Here is a 15,841-nt window from a genome sequence, read left to right on the forward strand (position 1 = left end):
CGTGGCCGTCCGCACCGTCTCCGTCATCCTCACTGCGGACATCGCCGCCTTCCGGGCCCGGATGGGCGAGGCGTCCCGTGCGTCAGCGCGCACCTCCCGGGACATCCGCACGTCAATGCGGAGCGCGGGCCGCACCCTGAACCAGGTCTCGCAGAACCAGAAGAAGACCCTGCAGGGCATCCGGATGGCCTCGCTCGGCCTGGTCGCCGCGTTCGGGTTTGCGGTCGCCGCCTCGGCGAAGTTCGAGAAGGCCATGAGCAACGTCAAGGCCGTCTCGCAGGCGTCGGCGGGCGAGATGGGCAAGTTGCGGGCGGCCGCGCTGGAGGCGGGCCGCACCACGGCGTTCAGTGCGGTGGAGGCTGCCGAGGCGGAGCATGAGCTCGCCAAGGCTGGCGTGTCGACCGCAGACATCGCCGGTGGCGCCTTGAAGGGTGCCCTGAATCTGGCGGCAGCGGCGGAGATCGGTGTCGCCGAGGGCGCGGAGATTGCCGCGAACGCGATGACGGTGTTCGGGCTGAAGGGCAAGGACGTCGGGCACATCGCGGACGTGCTCGCCGCAGCGGCCAACAAGTCCACGACGGACGTGCACCAGATGGGCATGTCGCTGCGGATGGCCGGGCAGGTCGCGTCTCAGACCGGCCTCAGCCTGGAGGACACTGTCGGTGCGTTGACGCTGTTCGCCGCGGAGGGCCTGAAGGGATCCGACGCCGGAACGTCCTTCAAGGTGATGCTGCAGCGGCTCACCCCGCAGTCCAAAGAGGCCCAGGCCACGATGGACAAGCTGGGCTTCTCCGCCTACGACGCGAACGGGCAGTTCGTCGGGCTGCAGGAGATGGCCCGGCGCATGCAGGCCGCGTTCAAGAACCTGACCCCGGAGGCCCGCAACGCGGCCATGGGCGTCATCTTCGGCTCGGACGCCGTGCGTGCCGCGAACATCCTCTACAAGTACGGCGCGCAGGGCGTGCGCGCCTACACGGACGCCGTCAACGACCAGGGGTACGCGCAGGCGGTCGCCATGACCCGCCTGGACAACCTGATGGGCGACCTGCAGGTGCTGAAGTCGGCGCTGGAGACGGCGCTCATCGAGACGGGCACGGCCGCCAACTCGACGCTGCGGGACATGATCCAGTGGGTCACCCGCCTGATCAACGTGTACAACGGTCTGCCCCCGGGCATACAGCAGGCCGCCGGCATGATGACCGGCCTCGTCGGCGTCCTCGGGCTCGCCGGCTCGTCGATGCTCCTGCTGTTGCCGCGCATCATGACCGTGCGGCGCGAACTCCAGGCGATGGGTGTCACCGCCGCGACGGCCCGGGCGCAGATGATGACGCTCGGCAAAATGAGCCTGGTGCTGGGCACGCTCACCGCGATCGCGTGGGGAATCGACGCACTCGCCGACAAGCTGGACGGAGCCGGCCCCAACGTCACCAAACTGACCAACGCCCTGGTCGACCTGGCGCAGAAGGGCAAGGCGTCAGGCGAGCTGACGAAGACCTTCGGTAAGGATCTGGACGGCTTCGGTGAGGCGGTCGCCCGAATCGCGCATCCCGGCGTGCTGGACCGGCTCACCGACTTCTTCTCCACGTTCGACCCGATGGCCGAGGGTGGCCCCGGCCTTGAGGACGCCCGCAAGAAGGTCAAGGCGCTGGATGAGGCGCTGGCGTCACTGGTGCAGTCCGGGGCCGCAGACACGGCCGCCGAGGGCTTCAAGCAGATGGCGGCGGAAGCGGAGAAGCAGGGCACCTCGTCAGAGAAGCTGCTGACGCTGCTGCCGCAGTACGCCGAGGCGCTGGCCGGGGCCGACACGCAGTCCAAGCTGACGGCCGAGTCCCAGGGCGCTCTCGGGGACGCCTCCGCGATGACCGCCGACCAGCTGGAGGATCAGCGGACCGCGGCGGAGAAGCTCACTGACGCCCTCAATGCCCTCAACGGCACTGCAATCACTGCCGCCGAGGGGCAGATCAACTTCGAGCAGTCCCTCGACGATCTGTCGCAGGCGGTGAAGGACAACGGGCACAGCCTCGATGTCACCACCGACAAGGGCCGTGAGGTCATGGGCGCGTTCCTCGACTCGGCGAAGGCCGCACAGGAGTACGCGCAGGCCGTCGCCGACCAGAAGGGGTCCGTCGAGGCAGGCAACATGGTGCTGGAGGACAGCATCGGCGCGCTGAAGCGGACGATGAAGCAGGCCGGCTTCACCGACAAGCAGATCAAGGATCTGATCGGCACCTACGCGCAACTGCCGCCGAAGACCGAGACGCAGATCATTGCGGAGACCGAGAACGCCCTGATGGACCTGGAGACGGTCCAGGCGAAGGTCAGCAGCACCAAGGGCAAGACCATCACGGTCGACGCCCTCACCAAGGAGGGGCAGAAGAACCTCGAAGACCTCGGCTTCAAGATCTCGCGCACCAAGGGCAAGAAGGTCACGATCACGGTGCCGACCGGCACCCAGAAAGCCGCGGTCGATGCATTGCGCCGGGCCATCGAGGCCCTGAAGAGCAAGACCGTCACCATCACCACGCACCGCATCCAGATCGCCGAGTACAACACCATCGGCCGTCCCGCTCAGGGCGAAGGCGGTGTGTCGAAGTACGCCTCCGGCGGCATCGTCGGCCACGCCGCCGATGGTCTCTACATCCCCGGCTACGCGCCCCGACGTGACACCGAGCTGATCCTCGCGTCCAAGGGCGAGGGCGTGCTTGTGCCGGAGACCGTCAGCATGCTCGCCCGGGCCGCGAATACGGGCCCGCGTCAGGCCATCGACGCCCTCAACCGGTGGGGTCGCCACGGCGGGCCGGGCCAGCTCATGCCGGCCCGGGCCTATGCGAGCGCCCCCGCTCCCACGGCTAGCCCTGCACCGAGTGGCGGCGTCTTCACCGGCGAGTTGTACCTCGACAGCGGCGTCTTCCTTGGTGCCGTCAAAGGAGTCATCCAGCCGGCACTGCGGGAGTCGGAGCAGCGGCAGGCGCGGCAGGCCAGGGTGGGGAAGGCGGCGATGCGGTGACCATCTCGTACAGCGCCGCCGGAGCTCTCAGCCAGCACACGGATACGATCACGCCCGCCTATCCGGCCACGCCGACGGCCGGGCACCTACTGGTGCTGGCAGTGGTGTCAGGGCACACGGACGACCCCACGCCGTCCACCCCGTCGGGATGGACGCGGGTGGATTCGACGTCGGGCGGCGGCGGCACGTTCGGAGCATCGACCGGGCCACGCCGACTGACGTGGTTCGTTCGGGTCGCCGTCGGCGGTGATGCCACGCCGACAACGGCCATCCCCTCAGGCTCGGCGGGCTCGCTCATCGCCGGCCGCATCCACGTCCTGGCGCGCAGCGCGGGCACCGGCTGGCGGTGGGCAGCCACCACCGGCGCGGACACCACCTCTGGGACCGGATTCTCGGCCGCCGGGGCGGGCGCACTGACGTGGGCAGCTGGGGACTTCCTCCTGCTCGGCTACGGCGTCACCGCCTCCACCGCGTCGATGACCGTGGAGGCAGCCACAGCGACGGGCATCACCTTCGGTACGGTCACCGAACGCGCCGACGACGCCGTCACATCCGGCAACGCCGCGCGGGCCGTTGTCGCTACCTGCTCGGTGTCCACCGGATCCGGCACGCAAGTGCCGACCGTGTCGGCGACGCTCGCGGCGGCCGCCACCGGCGTCGGCGGGGTGCTGCGACTGCGCGAGGCGTCCAGTAACGTCGCGGGCGCCCAGCAGACGGTGTTCCCGCCGCGCACCCTCGTGTCGGCGACCGGCCTGCTCGCCGACGACATCGTCAGTGTGTCGCTGTACCGGCAGGTCGGCTCCGCGCTCACCCTGGTCCGCGCGGCCACGGACGTCGGCGTGACCGGGCAGAATGCGCTGCTGCGCATCGACGCCGAGATGCCGTTCGGCGCCGCCTACGCGTATCTGGCCGTGCTCACCGACGTCAACGGCCTGCAGTGGAACGTGAATTCGTCAACGCTGACCTCCACCGTCACCACGGACGTCATCTCGGATGCGATCCGCGGTGTGGGCGCCCACATCACCATCAAGGACTGGCCGGACAAGAAGCGCACCCGCGAAGCCGCCGTCTTCAACGTCAACGGGCGGCTCATCGTGGTCGGCAAGAGGCGGTCGGCCGCCCAGGCCACGATCATGGTGTCCACCGAGACCTCCGCGGACGGCGACGCCCTCCAGGACGTCCTCGCCAACGCCACCGAAGGCATCATCCTGGTGCGTGCCCGCACCAGCTTCGACGGCGTCGACGGCCACCAAGCTCTCATCAACGACAACGAGCGGCGCGCCTGGTACTCGCCGTACCGCGAATGGGACCTTGAGGTCGCCGAGACCGAAACGTGGTCGGACGTGCTCGAAGCCCGCGGGTTCACCCTCGCCGACATCGCCGCCAACTTCACCACCCTCCAGGACATCGCCGACTTCTTCCCCGGCACGCTTCTGGACATCGCCCTGTTCGACTTTGGGGGCTGACGTGCTCGACATGTCGGACGAGGCGAAAGCGATCGTTCTGCGCGGCTTCAACATGAGCATGCGCGCCGAATCCTGGCTCGGCGACGACCTCCTCGCCGCGGACATCCCCATCTCCGGGGGCACCGAGACACGGGACCGGTCCGATTCCATCCCCGAGACCATCACCATCACTGTGCCCCGCCAGGAAGGCGCCACCGACTGGGATCCGCGCACCGTCGACCACCCGCTCGCCGCCTACGGGCAGCGGCTGCGCGTCGACTACGGCGTGGACCTCGGCAACGGAGACACCGAGTGGATCAACCGCGGGTGGTTCATCATCACCGATACCCGCACGGACGGAGACACCGTCACCGTCAACGCTGACGGACTACTCACCCTCATCGACGAAGCCAAGTTCGTCGCACCGTTCCAGCCCAGCGGCACCCTGGGCAGCACCGTGCGCGCCCTCGTCGAGCCCGCGCTTACGGTGCAGTTCGGAGGCAGCCTCGTCGACCGGTCTGTGCCGCTGGGCATGCAGTGGGACGACGACAGGCTCGGCGCGCTCATCGAGGTACTGGGGGCGTGGCCGGCCGATGTCCGCGTCACGGAGGACGGCTATCTACTGGTCGACGAGCTCGCCGACTCCGGCACGTCCGTCCTCGATATCACCGACGGCACCGGCGGGACCGTCGTGGAATGGCGGGGCGCCTCATCCCGGACCGGCGCCTTCAACTGCGTGGTCGCCCAAGGCGAGGACGCCGACGGCAACCAGATCCAGGGCGTCGCCTACGACCAGAGCAGCCCGTACCGGATCGGCGGCCCGTTCAACGAACTGGCGGTGCCGTACCGGTTCGAGTCCCCGCTGATGACGACAGTCGCAGCCTGCCGCAAGGCGGCCGCAACGAAGCTGCTCGGGCTGCGGCGGCAGGCGTACCGGAAGCTCGACGTCACGATGGTGCCGCACCCGGGACTGGTGGCCGGCGACTTCGTGACCGTGACCGGCGCCGGTCTGTCAGGCGCAGCCGGCGTCATCGAGGCACTGTCCCTGCCGTACTCGCCGGACGAGATGAGCCTGACCGTGAGGGTGCTCTGACATGGCAGATCTGGGTATCTCACGGGTGTCTCTGGCTGGCCAGGGCGCCCTATTGGGGCGAGCTGATACCGCGTCCAGCGCCGGCGCGTGTCTGGCGACGATCAGCGGAATTCAGGTCACCGCCCGGGTCGTGTCGGGCGTGACCGTCGCGGTCGGCGACCTGGTGCTGATCCAGCGAACCGGATCGACCTACTGGGTGACTGGCGTGGGAGACGCGGCACCAACCGTGCCCCCCACGCCAGGCGACACCCTGGGCACCACAGTCGACACCGGGGATCCTGCACCCGCCCCAAAACCGACCACGACGACCGGGGCCCTCACCTGCTCGCCGGTGTCGACCGCCACCTACCGCGACAGCAGCTGGCGCTCCGACGGCGGCAGCGTCAACTCGTTCGACACCTACCAAGGCCGCTACTCCGGCAGCAGCTACGGGCGCATGACCGGGTGCGCGTTCTACGGCTCGAAGCCGAGGACGTTGTCCGGCGCGACCGTCACGAAGGCGACCGTCAGGCTGCGCCGTCTCACCTCGGGCGATTACGGCAAGCGCTCGCCCACCTTGCGCCTGGTCAGCCAGTTCACCCGACCGGCGGGGGCGCCCACCCTCAACGAGACCACTACGGGGCCCGCCCTCGGCGTCATCGGCAGGGTCTCACCCTGGGAGACCACGTTCACGCTGCCCACCAGCTGGGGCCAGGCCCTCGTCGACGGCACCCGCGGCGGCCTCGCCATCTCCATCAGCGCGGACACCCCATACATCCGCCTCGCCGGACGCGCCTCCTGGTCGGCGGCCTGGACGCTCACGATCTACTGGAGACGCAGCTCATGACCCAGCAGACCAGCAAGGGCATCACCTACCCCGAGTCCACAGACCACGACCGCCTATGGGAGCACTACCGGACGCTCGCCGAGACCGCGGACGCCATCATCCCGACGACCCCCGACGTGCAGGTGTTCACCTCCTCCGGGACCTGGAACAAGCCCACCGGGGCGCTGTGGGTCGTTGTTGAGGTCGTCGGCGGTGGCGGTGGGTCGGGCGGCGTCGGCTCCACAACCGCCAGCCAGGGCTCCTGCTCGGGCGGCGGTGGCGGCGGCGAGTACGCCAAGGGCACATACGCGGCCAGCGCCCTCGGATCCAGCGTGGCCGTCACCGTCGGCGCTGGTGGCGCTGCGGGGTCGGTTGGGCCGGGCGCCGGCGGCACCGGCGGCACATCCAGTTTCGGCGCAACAATCACAGCGATCGGCGGTGCCGGATCCGTTGCCGCCACCGGATCGACCGGCAACCTGTTCGCGGGCGCCGGGGACGGCGGGTCGGGCGGATCAGGCGGGGACTACCGCGTGAAGGGCAGCGCGGGCGGCACCGGTCTCGTGCTGTCCGCCCTGCCCGTCAAGTCCAACTACGGTGGCGGAAGTTTCCTCGGCGGCTCGGCGCGCGCGAACCCCAGCACGTCCGGAGCGCAGGTCGGCAACACCGGAACGTCCTATGGTGGCGGCGCGTCCGGTTCCTCGAACGGTGCAAGCGTGGCGGTCGGCACTCTTGGCGCGGCCGGTGCCGCTGGCGTCGTCATCGTCACCACCTACAAGGCGTGACCATGGCCGTCATCGAGACGGGCGACACCATCGTCCGCGAGCAATGGGACACCGATGCGCGGGTGTACCGGCGGTGGGAGTACGGCCTGCTCGTCATCGAGCGGCCGTTCACCGACGCGGAGAACGCAACGGCCAACACGCGGCTCACCCAGCAGGCTCGTGAGTCGAACCGCGCCGCGCTGCTGGACAAGGCCCGCACGGCGCTCGCCACCAACCAGACCTATCTCGACAAGGTCACGGCTGGCGCGGCCACAAACGCCGACCACATCGCCCAAGTCCCAGCCCTGACACGGCAGATACAGGGGATGATCCGGCTCATCGTCGGCTCGGACCTCCTCGACCAAGCCTGATTCGCTATCAACTCGTGCCCCGACTGGGGCTTTTTCATGCCCCGAGGAGGGCGCACGTGAAGCTCGTTACCAGGGCCCAGCTCGGCTGGCCCGCCTCGGCCGCCCCCGACCAGGCCTCCACCCAAGGCGTCAAGGCCCACTACGAGGGCACTCCCGTCAGCACCCGCCTGCTCGACGACCACGCCGCATGCATCGCGGAGTGGAAGGCGATCCGGGCCAGCCACCTGGCCAATACGGAAGAGAACTACAGCGACATCGCCTACAACTACGGCGCCTGCCCGCACGGCTACCTGCTGGAAGGCCGGGGCATCGGCAAGCGCACTGGCGCCAACGGCAACCAGGAGCTGAACCGGGCTCACTACGCGATCGTCGGGCTCGTCGGCACCGAGGGCGTGACCCGGCCGACGGACGCCATGCTCGGCGCGATCCGCGACGGCATCGAGCTGCTGCGCGCGCACGGCGCAGGAAACGAGATCAAGGGGCACCGCGACGGCTACGCCACCGACTGTCCGGGCCCCGCCCTGTACGCGTGGGTGCAGAGCGGCGCCCCCCGGCCGGCCGACGCCGTGCCCGTCCAGCCCACCCCGACCCCGTCCACCCCGCCGACCCCAGAGGAGACCGACATGCCGACGATGCTCGACGAGTCCAACGCCCGCGACGTGGTGCTGCCCTCCGGCGAGTGGGTGGGGCTGGCGTTCGCTGATGCCGTGCTGCACTCCGGGCCCCGGCTGCACGACACCCTCGTGCACATCACTCTCGACGCCCAGGACGACGCCCTCGTGGAGGGCCGCTTCTACCTGACCGACACCGCCGGCGCGAACCCCTCCGGCTACCAGGTGATCACCCACTTCGGCGGCGGCGGTCACCAGTTCGCGCTCTCCGGGAAGGTGCCAGCCGACCGGCACCTGCGGTTCCAGCTGCGCGTCACCACGCCCGACGACACCTCGACCAGCCTCCTCCACCGCACCGCGTCCGGCCCGTACTGGGCCGCCTGACCCCACCACGAGAATCGAGACCCCATGAAGATCTTCGGCAGAGAGCCGGTCTACATCCTCGCCTTCGTGGCGATCGCCCTGAAGCTGTCGGCCGCCTACGGCTTCGACGTGAGTGCGGATCAGCAGGGCGCCATCATGGCCGTCCTGTCCCTGCTCGTCGCCGTCATCAACGCCGTCGTCCTCAAGACCGGGGCGGCTGCGGCGGCCGTCGTGAACCTCGCGCAGGGCGTGCTCGCTCTGTTCCTGGCGTTCGGCCTGCATCTGTCGGCGGACCAGCAGGCCCTGTGGATGGGCGCGGTGGAAGCCGCGGTGGCGCTCATCATCCGCAAGGAGGTCACGGCACCGGTGCCGGCGCTGCGGGTGGAGCAGTCGAGCCCGGTCAAGTCCGGCCCGGCGGGAGTCTGAATGCGGCGGGCGGTCCGGCGGGCGCGCAAGATGCTGGGCCGCCGCGGCGCCTTCCTCCTCATCCTCGGCGTCGGGAAAACCTGCTGGGGCGTCTCATTCCTCGTCAACCCGCCCCACGACCCCGGCCTGCACCTCCTCACCAACCTGTGCAGCCTGCGCCACTGGTCATGGCTGTGGATCGTCTGCGGCCTGGTCACCACCGTGTCCGCGTTCCTCCAAATCGGCCGCGACTGGTTCGGGTTCGCCGCCGCCCTCATTCCCCCCACCGTGTGGGCGTTCGCCTACACGGGCGCCGTCATCTCCGGCGACTACTCCCGCGGCGGCTTCGTCGCCATCTGGTACCTCACCTCGCACGTCGGGGTCATCATGTGGGCGGCCACGGTCCCCGAGTACTCGGTCCCCCCTGCGCCGAGGCCTGCCCGGAGAGGCAAGGCCGCATGAACGTCGGCGAGTGGACAGCGGTCATCGGCGCCGCCGGCAGTGTCCTCGGCGGGGGCGGCTGGTTCGTCGCCCGCGCCACCGTGAAGGCCGCGCAGGCGACTGCTCGCGCGAACGAGGCCGCGGCGGCGATCCAAGCGGAACCGTCGCAGCGGCAGGCCGACCTGGCGGCGTTTCGGGAGATCCGCGACGACATGCAGAAGGACATCGACGACATGAAGGCGGAGACCCGGTCGCTTCGGTCGCTGGTGCGCGCGTTCGCCGGCTATGTGGGGGAGTTGACGGCGCAGATGCGGGGGCACGGCCTGGAGCCGCCCGCGCCGCCGGACAGGGTGGACGAGTACAACCGAACTGGAGTGTGACCGATGCCCGTCGTTCAGCCGCGGCCGCTGCCGGAGCAGCCGATGGCTGCCCCTCCGCCGGCCTTCGAACCGGCGTAGCCTGGGCTCAATACCTCGCGTCTAGCGAGGGACCTGGGGGTCGCTACCCCAGGTTGCCCGAACGGCAGGGCCTCCAACGGCGAGACGCGCGCAGTCGACCCCGAGGACTCCTGGACCGCGAACCTGCGGGATGGGCTCCCGCCGCCAACGACACCGCCCCCGCTTCCCTGCCGGTTGGCAGGGAAGCGGGGGCGCTTCGTCATGTCTGCGGCCCCAACTGCGGAGTCACCGGCCAGCGGCCTTCTTGACCAGCTTGTTGACGGTGGACTGGTCCATGCCGAGGGCGCGAGCAGCAGCGGACTGGCTGCCGCAGGCGTCGGCGAACTCGGCGATGCGGCGTGCTCGTTCGGCGGCGAGCCGGTCGGCCTCGGCGGTCGCCTTCTCCCAGGCGGTGGTGACGTCGCGGATCTCCTGGACTGTGACCAGGCCCTGGAGTCCGGCGTCGTTGTTGATGACGGCGGCCATCTCGTCGGCGACAGCCGAGTGGAGGTCACCGTTGTCGTCGAGGGCGTCGGGGAACCAGTCGCCGTCGTTGACGGTCTCGCGCTCCAGGAGCACGGTGACCTCGACGTCGTCGTCGGTGGTCGTGACGCCGTATGCGTCGGTCCGGCCGGTGAGGTCGCTGCGGTCAAGGGTGACGAACTCGCCGTCCTGGGTGAGGGCGAGGATGTCGTCGCGGCCGTTGTGGAAGTCGATGATGTCTGCGCCGGTGAGCAGTCGCATGACGGTTCCCCCTGGGGCTGTGTGGCGGGGCGTTCCCGCCGACAACACGACTATGGCACCCCTCCCATAGGCTGTCAATGGGAGGGGTGCCATAGCTCGGCGGTGTCCTCGGCAACCCGCTCTTCCTGAGGGCCGATTGGACGGCTCCGCTCTCGATAACATGCCGGTATCAGGTGTCGTCTGGTCCGAACAGGATCTCCAGTAGGCGCTCGCGGCGACGCTTAACCTGGGCTTCGCTCAGCGGGGTCGCGTCAGGATCCCAGTACCGCTCCCATTCTGAGCCGCCACCCTTGCCGTCGGTCGTACACCGCATCATCCAGGCGCCCTTGCCTGTCTCTTCTGCCATGCGAGCAGCCTTCCGAAATGCCGGACAGACGGCAACTCGATGGTTGATAATGACAGTTATCCCATACTGGAGGATGCCAAGCCGTGAGCTACCACCCGTACCCGAGCCCCGCCCGTGCCCGTCACCAGCTGGACCGCCACGACGACGAGACCCCGCCATACACCCCGCCGCGCCCGCAGTCCCCGCTGGAACAGCAGCTCGTCGAAGGCGCGGCAGCCATGGTGAGGGCGGCTCAGCCAGGGTTGGAGTTGGCCGCCGCACGGCTGCGGGCTGCGTTCCAGCAGCGCCCGGCGAGCAGCGGGGAGGTAACCGGGTGAGCCCGGTTGCGGGGACGACCCGCTACCTGTGCCCGCTGGAATGCGGCTGGCACCACGACGTCCCGCCTCCGACCGTCGACCGCATCGTTGAGCTGGACGTGACCGCCGACCCGGCCGCGTGGGACATGAGCGAGGCTGTCACCTCGGTCGCGCACCGGGCGCTCTACGCGGAGGCCGACCGCACTGAGACGGCACTGCGCGAGCACCTCGCCACTCATACGACCGAGGAGTTCTTGCGGACGATCCAGGGGCTGCGGGCTGAGGTTGAGCGGCTACGCGGCGCGGGCCTGGTGCGCCCGGATGAGGAGCCCAACACGTGACCGCCATCGTCCCGCGCCCGTCGGCGGAGCTGTCGACCGACCGGCACGACCCCCGCGACGACTGGCCCGACGAAGCCTGCCAACTCGCCGACCACCTCACCGCCATCTACGGCGACCACGACCCGCTCCCCACCATCGCCGGAGGATGGATCGCCCGCCAGAAGAGCCGCCACACACGGCGGGCCTACGCGCGCACATTCAAGGCGTGGGAGGAGTACGCCCGCAGCACCGGCATCCACCCGCTCCAGGCGAAGCTGCCGCTCGCCGACGCCTACGCCAAGCACCTCGCCAAGACGCCGACGAGGAACGGGCGGCCCCCGGCCGAGACCACCCAGGCGCAGGCCCTCGCCGCCGCCGGGAGCTTCTACACCTACGCAGCCCGACTCCAAGCCGTCGACAGCGACCCCTTCGCCGCCGTCAACCGGCCCTACGTCGACCCCGACTACTCGCCGACCGAGGGGATGACCGAGGCCGAGACAATGCGGCTCGTCCAGACCGCGCGCGACTGGGCCCCTCGCTCCTACGCCCTCGTCATGCTCCTCTACCTCACCGGCGCCCGCGTCGACGAACTCCTCTCCCTCAACGCCGACCAGCTCGGCTACGACCGAGGGCACCGCACCCTGCCCCTCACGCAGAAGGGCGGGAAGAAGCGGCCCGCGCCCGTGCCGCCCCTCGCCCTCGATGCGCTGCTCGACTACCTCGGCGGCCGCGCGGACGGCCCGCTGTTCGTCACGGACTCCGGCCGCCGCTGGTCACAGACCGAGGTGTGGAAGCACCTCCGTGTCCTCGCCCGCCGCGCTGACATCCCGCAGGCCGCCAGCATCAAACCCCACACGCTGCGGCACCAGTTCATCACCGACACCCTCGCCAGCGGTGTCCCCTTGCAGGACGTGCAAGACGCCGTATCGCACTCCGACCCGCGCACCACCCAGCGGTACAACCGGCGCCGGCGCCAGCTCGACAACCACCCCGCCTACGCCCTCGCCGCCAAGCTCGGGGAGAGGCTCCAGCAGAACGAGGACTGAGAACGCGAACGCCCCCGCAGCCGTCGTGCTGCGGGGGCGTCGCGCTGTCCGGAGTCTCAGCCCCAGGTCGTGTCGTCGCTCATGATGCCTCCCCAGAGATTCGGTGCGGCCTGCCGAGGGGTAACCCCTGCACCCCGTAGGGGTCACGGCAGGCCGCCCGGTCACGGTACGCGGAACAGGACCGTCCTGTCAGCGCCCGTGCCACACTGGCCCTGCGCCCGCCAGGCTCCCCCGTCTTGGCGGGCGCTGTCGTGTGCAGAAAACTGGGCCCCGGCCGGGTGGACTCGATCCGCTCCGGCGTGTAGCGCGCTTGACATCCTCCGCACGGAGGGGCAGTCTATGTGTAGCGCGCTACACAAGGTAGGCGCTGGGGAGGGTCAAACCATGAACATCGCGACCGTGACCGCCGCAGCCGCAGCATTCCGCGAAGTGGCCGACTCCACCTACACCGCAATCCTCCGCGAGTACGGCGAACACGTGACCATCGAGGTATGGGACGAGGCCGCCCGCGAGGCAATCAGCCGCGACCCCGACACCATCCTCGACATGTCCGCACTCGTCACCACCGGCGAACTCGGCGCCTACGGCGGCGGCATCACCAACCAACCCCACCCCGGCATCATCAAGAACCGGGCCCTGGCATGGCTGAGCAAGCACGGATGGGAGGCCGCCACCGACGCGCAGTGGCGGATCACCGAACCGCTCCCCGTCCGCCCGGCAGTGGACGCTGACCTGTCCCGTGTCACCATCGCGGCCAGCCGCATCAACGAGGCCGAGTACGCCCGGGACGAAGCGATCCGTGAGGCGCTCGCCGCTGGCCACTCCGCGATCTCCATCGCCCGGGCAGCCAACCTCTCCCGCGCTCGCGTCTACCAGATCCGCGACGGCCGCCGCTGAGAACGAGAAGGTCCCCTAGCTTGCACCAAAAATCGAACAAGGTTTCTACTGGGGGCATGGCCCAGCACCGCGTCGACTACCTCACCGCCACCCAGGAACGCATCCTCCGCGTCATCCGCGAATCCATCCTGGAGCGGGGCGAGGCGCCGCTGGTCACCGAAATCGCCGAAGCTGTCGGCCTGCGCAGCCGAGCCTCTGTCCACTACCAACTCGTCGAACTGGAGACGAAGGGTGCGATCGTCCGCGAGCGCGGCCGCACGCGCGGGATCCGGCTCGCATGACCAGGCCCGGCCGATACCACCTGCTGCTCATGGCGGACGGGCGTCCATCCCAGCACGGGTGGTGGAATGACGAGGCGACCGCGCGCCGGAAGATGGCCTCCTGGATCGGCGACTGGGGACGGCTCGGCGTGCGCATCACCCTCACCGACGAGGAGACCGGCGAGACGTTGACGACTTGGCCCGAGAGGTCGTAGCTGTCTGCCATGCTGGGGATCATGGCCCACCGCCCATACCCGGATCGTGAGCGCGCCCTCCGGCAGGTCGCGCGCCACTACCCGCTCCCGCCGATGAGCGCGCACGCATGGGGGCCCGATGGTCGGACGGCCGGCGCGCGCTTGCACGCCGCCTTCGCCAGCCTCCCGACAGCGCGCGACTACGTCCTGTCCACTCGCCGCCCCGGCGTTGTCAGTGGGCCCAGCTAGCCTGAGTCCATCAGTAGCCCAACGAGCAAGTCGGGTCTGCTTCTGCTGGTCGCCCTGCTCCGGCTTGATGCACCGGAGCAGGGCGCTGCCGCGTCAGGCGGCTGTCGTCATCTCTTCGCGCACGGCCCGCACCCACTCATCACGCAGCCGCTCGTACCGCTCCCGCGTCGGCCCCCACAACCAGCCGCCCGTCTCCTGCATCAGAGCACGGATCTCCTCCTGCACGGCCTCGGCAGAGCGCGCAGGACCCTGGGGTGGAGAAGGGGAGGACATGATCCCGAGTCTATGGGCGGCGTCTGACAGCGGGCTACGACCTCCGGTCGACGACGTAGATGCCCATGCCAGTCACCGTCTCCACCAGCCCCTCGTCTTTCAGCACCTTCGTGGCCTTACGGAGGGTGTCCCGGGCGACGCCGTACTCCTGCTCCATCTCGACGATCGACGGGATGCGCCGGCCGGGCGGAATCGTTCCGTCTTCGATCTTCCGGCGGATGTCGTCGGCGATCTGCCGGTACGGAGGAATGGGCCCCTCCCTGTCGATGATCATGGTAGCGGACCGTAGAACACCACCCCCGGCCGACCATAGCCACCCCCAGGGGTAGCAAGGGGTAGTACAGTCCCCTCAACAGCACAAACGCCCCGGAGTCGCGGACAGGCGGCCCCGGGGCAGCCGACGACTGGAGCGTCGACATGGACGAGCGTAGAGACGAACCGCCCGAGGCCCAAGCCACCGTCCGGCCCGTCGTCGGCGCCGGGCGGCTCAGTTCCGTCCAGCAGGCCTACGGCGCCTGGACCCGTCACTGCCTCGGGTGCGGCACGTGCCGCGACGTCGACGCCGGCCGCTGCGACACCGCCGACGAGTTATGGAGCGCGTACCAGTCGGCGAGCGATCGGGCGTTCCAGGCGCTCAACGGGACGGCGTAAGCCCTAGCCAAGGCGTGAGCAAGCGGTTACAAATTCGCACGGGGCGCATATGATCCACACGCATATATGCAGCGGCCACACTTCCAGTGTGGTGCGCACTGCTGTTGACTTTTTGTCGACAGTCAGCCGTGAAGGAGGTCGGTGACGTGAACGCGCAACGCTTCCGCAACGCGCAGCAGGTGACTGAGCTTCATCTCGTGCCCGCCCTCCATTCGCTGGATCGTCGACCGGTCGAGGCCGGATGCGTGGGCGAGTCGCTCTTGGGTCATGTTCTGGTCCATGCGCCGGATCCGGATGCGGTCGCCGACGGCTCGACGGGCGTCGAGGATCCACTTGGGTTGATCGGGTGGCACCCGTGCAACGCTTTACGGATCATGATCGCTAGTCAGCAGCAGATCTGAAGCATTCTTTGATCATGCCCAGCCTCGCGACGGTCTGGCATATGCCGCGAGGCTCGATGTAGTGTCCAGGAATCGAACGCGTGTTCACTCGAATGGGTGAATCAAGGCATCCACCTGCATCCTTCCGGTCATCCGGATTGTCAGGGAGGGTAAGACGTGTCGGTGTGCGGCTTAGGACGCCCCTCCCGAGTGGCCACCGATACGAGCGCACCCCCTGCCCGAAGGCGGGGGGTGCGCGCATTTCCGTGGCGCTTGGGAGACGGGCGGGAGACGATCACTCCGACCCAATCCAGGCGAACACCCAACGAAGCCGAACCAATGGGCGCCGCATCTCCGTGAAATGGCGGAACGGCCGGGATCTCCGCAGGTCAACGAGCACCCAACGAAAAACCTCAGACGACACGGGGGATCGTCCGAGGCGGACT

The 15,841-nt window shown here is 69.3% G+C and carries 22 protein-coding genes; 17 read left to right on the forward strand and 5 right to left on the reverse strand.

Features of this window, described 5'->3' with window-relative positions; genetic code table 11:
* Nucleotide 1: 1 nt before the first annotated feature.
* The 10 genes from ACZ5NW_RS36665 to ACZ5NW_RS36710 all read left to right on the forward strand — a co-directional run bounded on the left by ACZ5NW_RS36665 (nucleotide 2) and on the right by ACZ5NW_RS36710 (nucleotide 9,682).
* Complete coding sequence (locus tag ACZ5NW_RS36665; protein WP_468748378.1) at nucleotides 2–3,007, forward strand: phage tail tape measure protein; 3,006 nt, start codon at nucleotides 2–4, stop codon at nucleotides 3,005–3,007.
* Entirely contained in the window at nucleotides 3,004–4,473 is a 1,470-nt protein-coding gene (locus tag ACZ5NW_RS36670; RefSeq protein WP_468748379.1) for a hypothetical protein, read from the forward strand. The genes ACZ5NW_RS36665 and ACZ5NW_RS36670 overlap by 4 nt, the downstream gene beginning before the upstream one ends.
* Nucleotides 4,474–4,483: 10 nt before the next feature.
* Entirely contained in the window at nucleotides 4,484–5,545 is a 1,062-nt protein-coding gene (locus ACZ5NW_RS36675; protein WP_468748399.1) for a DUF5047 domain-containing protein, read from the forward strand.
* Nucleotides 5,546–5,876: 331 nt separating this feature from the next.
* A complete protein-coding gene (locus ACZ5NW_RS36680; protein WP_468748380.1) occupies nucleotides 5,877–6,371 on the forward strand; it encodes a hypothetical protein in 495 nt (164 codons plus the stop codon).
* Nucleotides 6,368–7,132 carry a glycine-rich domain-containing protein gene (locus tag ACZ5NW_RS36685; protein WP_468748381.1) on the forward strand — a complete coding sequence of 255 codons (765 nt, stop codon included), beginning with the start codon at nucleotides 6,368–6,370 and terminating at the stop codon, nucleotides 7,130–7,132. Before ACZ5NW_RS36680 ends, ACZ5NW_RS36685 begins: the two co-directional genes overlap by 4 nt.
* A gap of 2 nt (nucleotides 7,133–7,134) precedes the next feature.
* Complete coding sequence (locus ACZ5NW_RS36690) at nucleotides 7,135–7,482, forward strand: hypothetical protein (RefSeq protein ID WP_468748382.1); 348 nt, start codon at nucleotides 7,135–7,137, stop codon at nucleotides 7,480–7,482.
* Nucleotides 7,483–7,538: 56 nt separating this feature from the next.
* Complete coding sequence (locus ACZ5NW_RS36695) at nucleotides 7,539–8,477, forward strand: peptidoglycan recognition protein family protein (RefSeq protein WP_468748383.1); 939 nt, start codon at nucleotides 7,539–7,541, stop codon at nucleotides 8,475–8,477.
* 24 nt (nucleotides 8,478–8,501) lie between these two features.
* Nucleotides 8,502–8,882 carry a hypothetical protein gene (locus ACZ5NW_RS36700; protein WP_468748384.1) on the forward strand — a complete coding sequence of 127 codons (381 nt, stop codon included), beginning with the start codon at nucleotides 8,502–8,504 and terminating at the stop codon, nucleotides 8,880–8,882.
* Nucleotides 8,883–9,323, forward strand: a complete 441-nt coding sequence (locus ACZ5NW_RS36705; RefSeq protein ID WP_468748385.1) for a hypothetical protein — start codon at nucleotides 8,883–8,885, stop codon at nucleotides 9,321–9,323.
* A complete protein-coding gene (locus ACZ5NW_RS36710) occupies nucleotides 9,320–9,682 on the forward strand; it encodes a hypothetical protein (RefSeq protein WP_468748386.1) in 363 nt (120 codons plus the stop codon). The genes ACZ5NW_RS36705 and ACZ5NW_RS36710 overlap by 4 nt, the downstream gene beginning before the upstream one ends.
* A gap of 303 nt (nucleotides 9,683–9,985) precedes the next feature.
* Here ACZ5NW_RS36710 and ACZ5NW_RS36715 read toward each other — a convergent pair whose 3' ends face one another.
* Together ACZ5NW_RS36715 and ACZ5NW_RS36720 are read right to left on the reverse strand one after the other, a co-directional pair.
* Entirely contained in the window at nucleotides 9,986–10,483 is a 498-nt protein-coding gene (locus ACZ5NW_RS36715) for a hypothetical protein (RefSeq protein WP_468748387.1), read from the reverse strand.
* Between the two features lie 169 nt (nucleotides 10,484–10,652).
* Entirely contained in the window at nucleotides 10,653–10,829 is a 177-nt protein-coding gene (locus ACZ5NW_RS36720; RefSeq protein WP_468748388.1) for a hypothetical protein, read from the reverse strand.
* Nucleotides 10,830–10,912: 83 nt separating this feature from the next.
* Here ACZ5NW_RS36720 and ACZ5NW_RS36725 point away from each other — a divergent pair, with 83 nt between their 5' ends.
* The 6 genes from ACZ5NW_RS36725 (at nucleotide 10,913) to ACZ5NW_RS36750 (ending at nucleotide 13,863) form a co-directional block, all read left to right on the forward strand.
* Nucleotides 10,913–11,146: a hypothetical protein gene (locus ACZ5NW_RS36725; protein ID WP_468748389.1), complete on the forward strand. Its 234-nt coding sequence runs from the start codon at nucleotides 10,913–10,915 to the stop codon at nucleotides 11,144–11,146.
* Nucleotides 11,143–11,466: a hypothetical protein gene (locus ACZ5NW_RS36730; RefSeq protein WP_468748390.1), complete on the forward strand. Its 324-nt coding sequence runs from the start codon at nucleotides 11,143–11,145 to the stop codon at nucleotides 11,464–11,466. The genes ACZ5NW_RS36725 and ACZ5NW_RS36730 overlap by 4 nt, the downstream gene beginning before the upstream one ends.
* Nucleotides 11,463–12,491: a tyrosine-type recombinase/integrase gene (locus tag ACZ5NW_RS36735; RefSeq protein ID WP_468748391.1), complete on the forward strand. Its 1,029-nt coding sequence runs from the start codon at nucleotides 11,463–11,465 to the stop codon at nucleotides 12,489–12,491. The genes ACZ5NW_RS36730 and ACZ5NW_RS36735 overlap by 4 nt, the downstream gene beginning before the upstream one ends.
* Before the next feature lie 384 nt (nucleotides 12,492–12,875).
* Nucleotides 12,876–13,388 (forward strand): hypothetical protein, encoded by a 513-nt coding sequence (locus ACZ5NW_RS36740; protein WP_468748392.1) that lies wholly within the window; start codon nucleotides 12,876–12,878, stop codon nucleotides 13,386–13,388.
* 56 nt (nucleotides 13,389–13,444) lie between these two features.
* Complete coding sequence (locus tag ACZ5NW_RS36745) at nucleotides 13,445–13,669, forward strand: LexA family protein (protein WP_468748393.1); 225 nt, start codon at nucleotides 13,445–13,447, stop codon at nucleotides 13,667–13,669.
* On the forward strand, nucleotides 13,666–13,863 hold the full coding sequence (locus tag ACZ5NW_RS36750) for a hypothetical protein (RefSeq protein WP_468748394.1): 198 nt from the start codon (nucleotides 13,666–13,668) through the stop codon (nucleotides 13,861–13,863). Before ACZ5NW_RS36745 ends, ACZ5NW_RS36750 begins: the two co-directional genes overlap by 4 nt.
* 321 nt (nucleotides 13,864–14,184) lie before the next feature.
* Here ACZ5NW_RS36750 and ACZ5NW_RS36755 read toward each other — a convergent pair whose 3' ends face one another.
* Both ACZ5NW_RS36755 and ACZ5NW_RS36760 read right to left on the reverse strand, forming a co-directional pair.
* Complete coding sequence (locus tag ACZ5NW_RS36755) at nucleotides 14,185–14,364, reverse strand: hypothetical protein (RefSeq protein ID WP_468748395.1); 180 nt, start codon at nucleotides 14,362–14,364, stop codon at nucleotides 14,185–14,187.
* Nucleotides 14,365–14,398: 34 nt separating this feature from the next.
* Complete coding sequence (locus tag ACZ5NW_RS36760; protein WP_468748396.1) at nucleotides 14,399–14,638, reverse strand: GntR family transcriptional regulator; 240 nt, start codon at nucleotides 14,636–14,638, stop codon at nucleotides 14,399–14,401.
* Nucleotides 14,639–14,781: 143 nt separating this feature from the next.
* Between ACZ5NW_RS36760 and ACZ5NW_RS36765 the strand changes: the two genes are divergently transcribed.
* Complete coding sequence (locus tag ACZ5NW_RS36765; RefSeq protein ID WP_468748397.1) at nucleotides 14,782–15,015, forward strand: hypothetical protein; 234 nt, start codon at nucleotides 14,782–14,784, stop codon at nucleotides 15,013–15,015.
* 122 nt (nucleotides 15,016–15,137) lie between these two features.
* Here the strand turns inward: ACZ5NW_RS36765 and ACZ5NW_RS36770 are convergent, their stop codons facing one another.
* Nucleotides 15,138–15,296, reverse strand: coding sequence for a helix-turn-helix domain-containing protein (locus ACZ5NW_RS36770; protein ID WP_468748400.1), 159 nt, complete (start codon nucleotides 15,294–15,296; stop codon nucleotides 15,138–15,140).
* Nucleotides 15,297–15,841 lie beyond the last annotated feature (545 nt).

It is taken from the genome of Streptomyces sp. NPDC032126 (assembly GCF_055580085.1).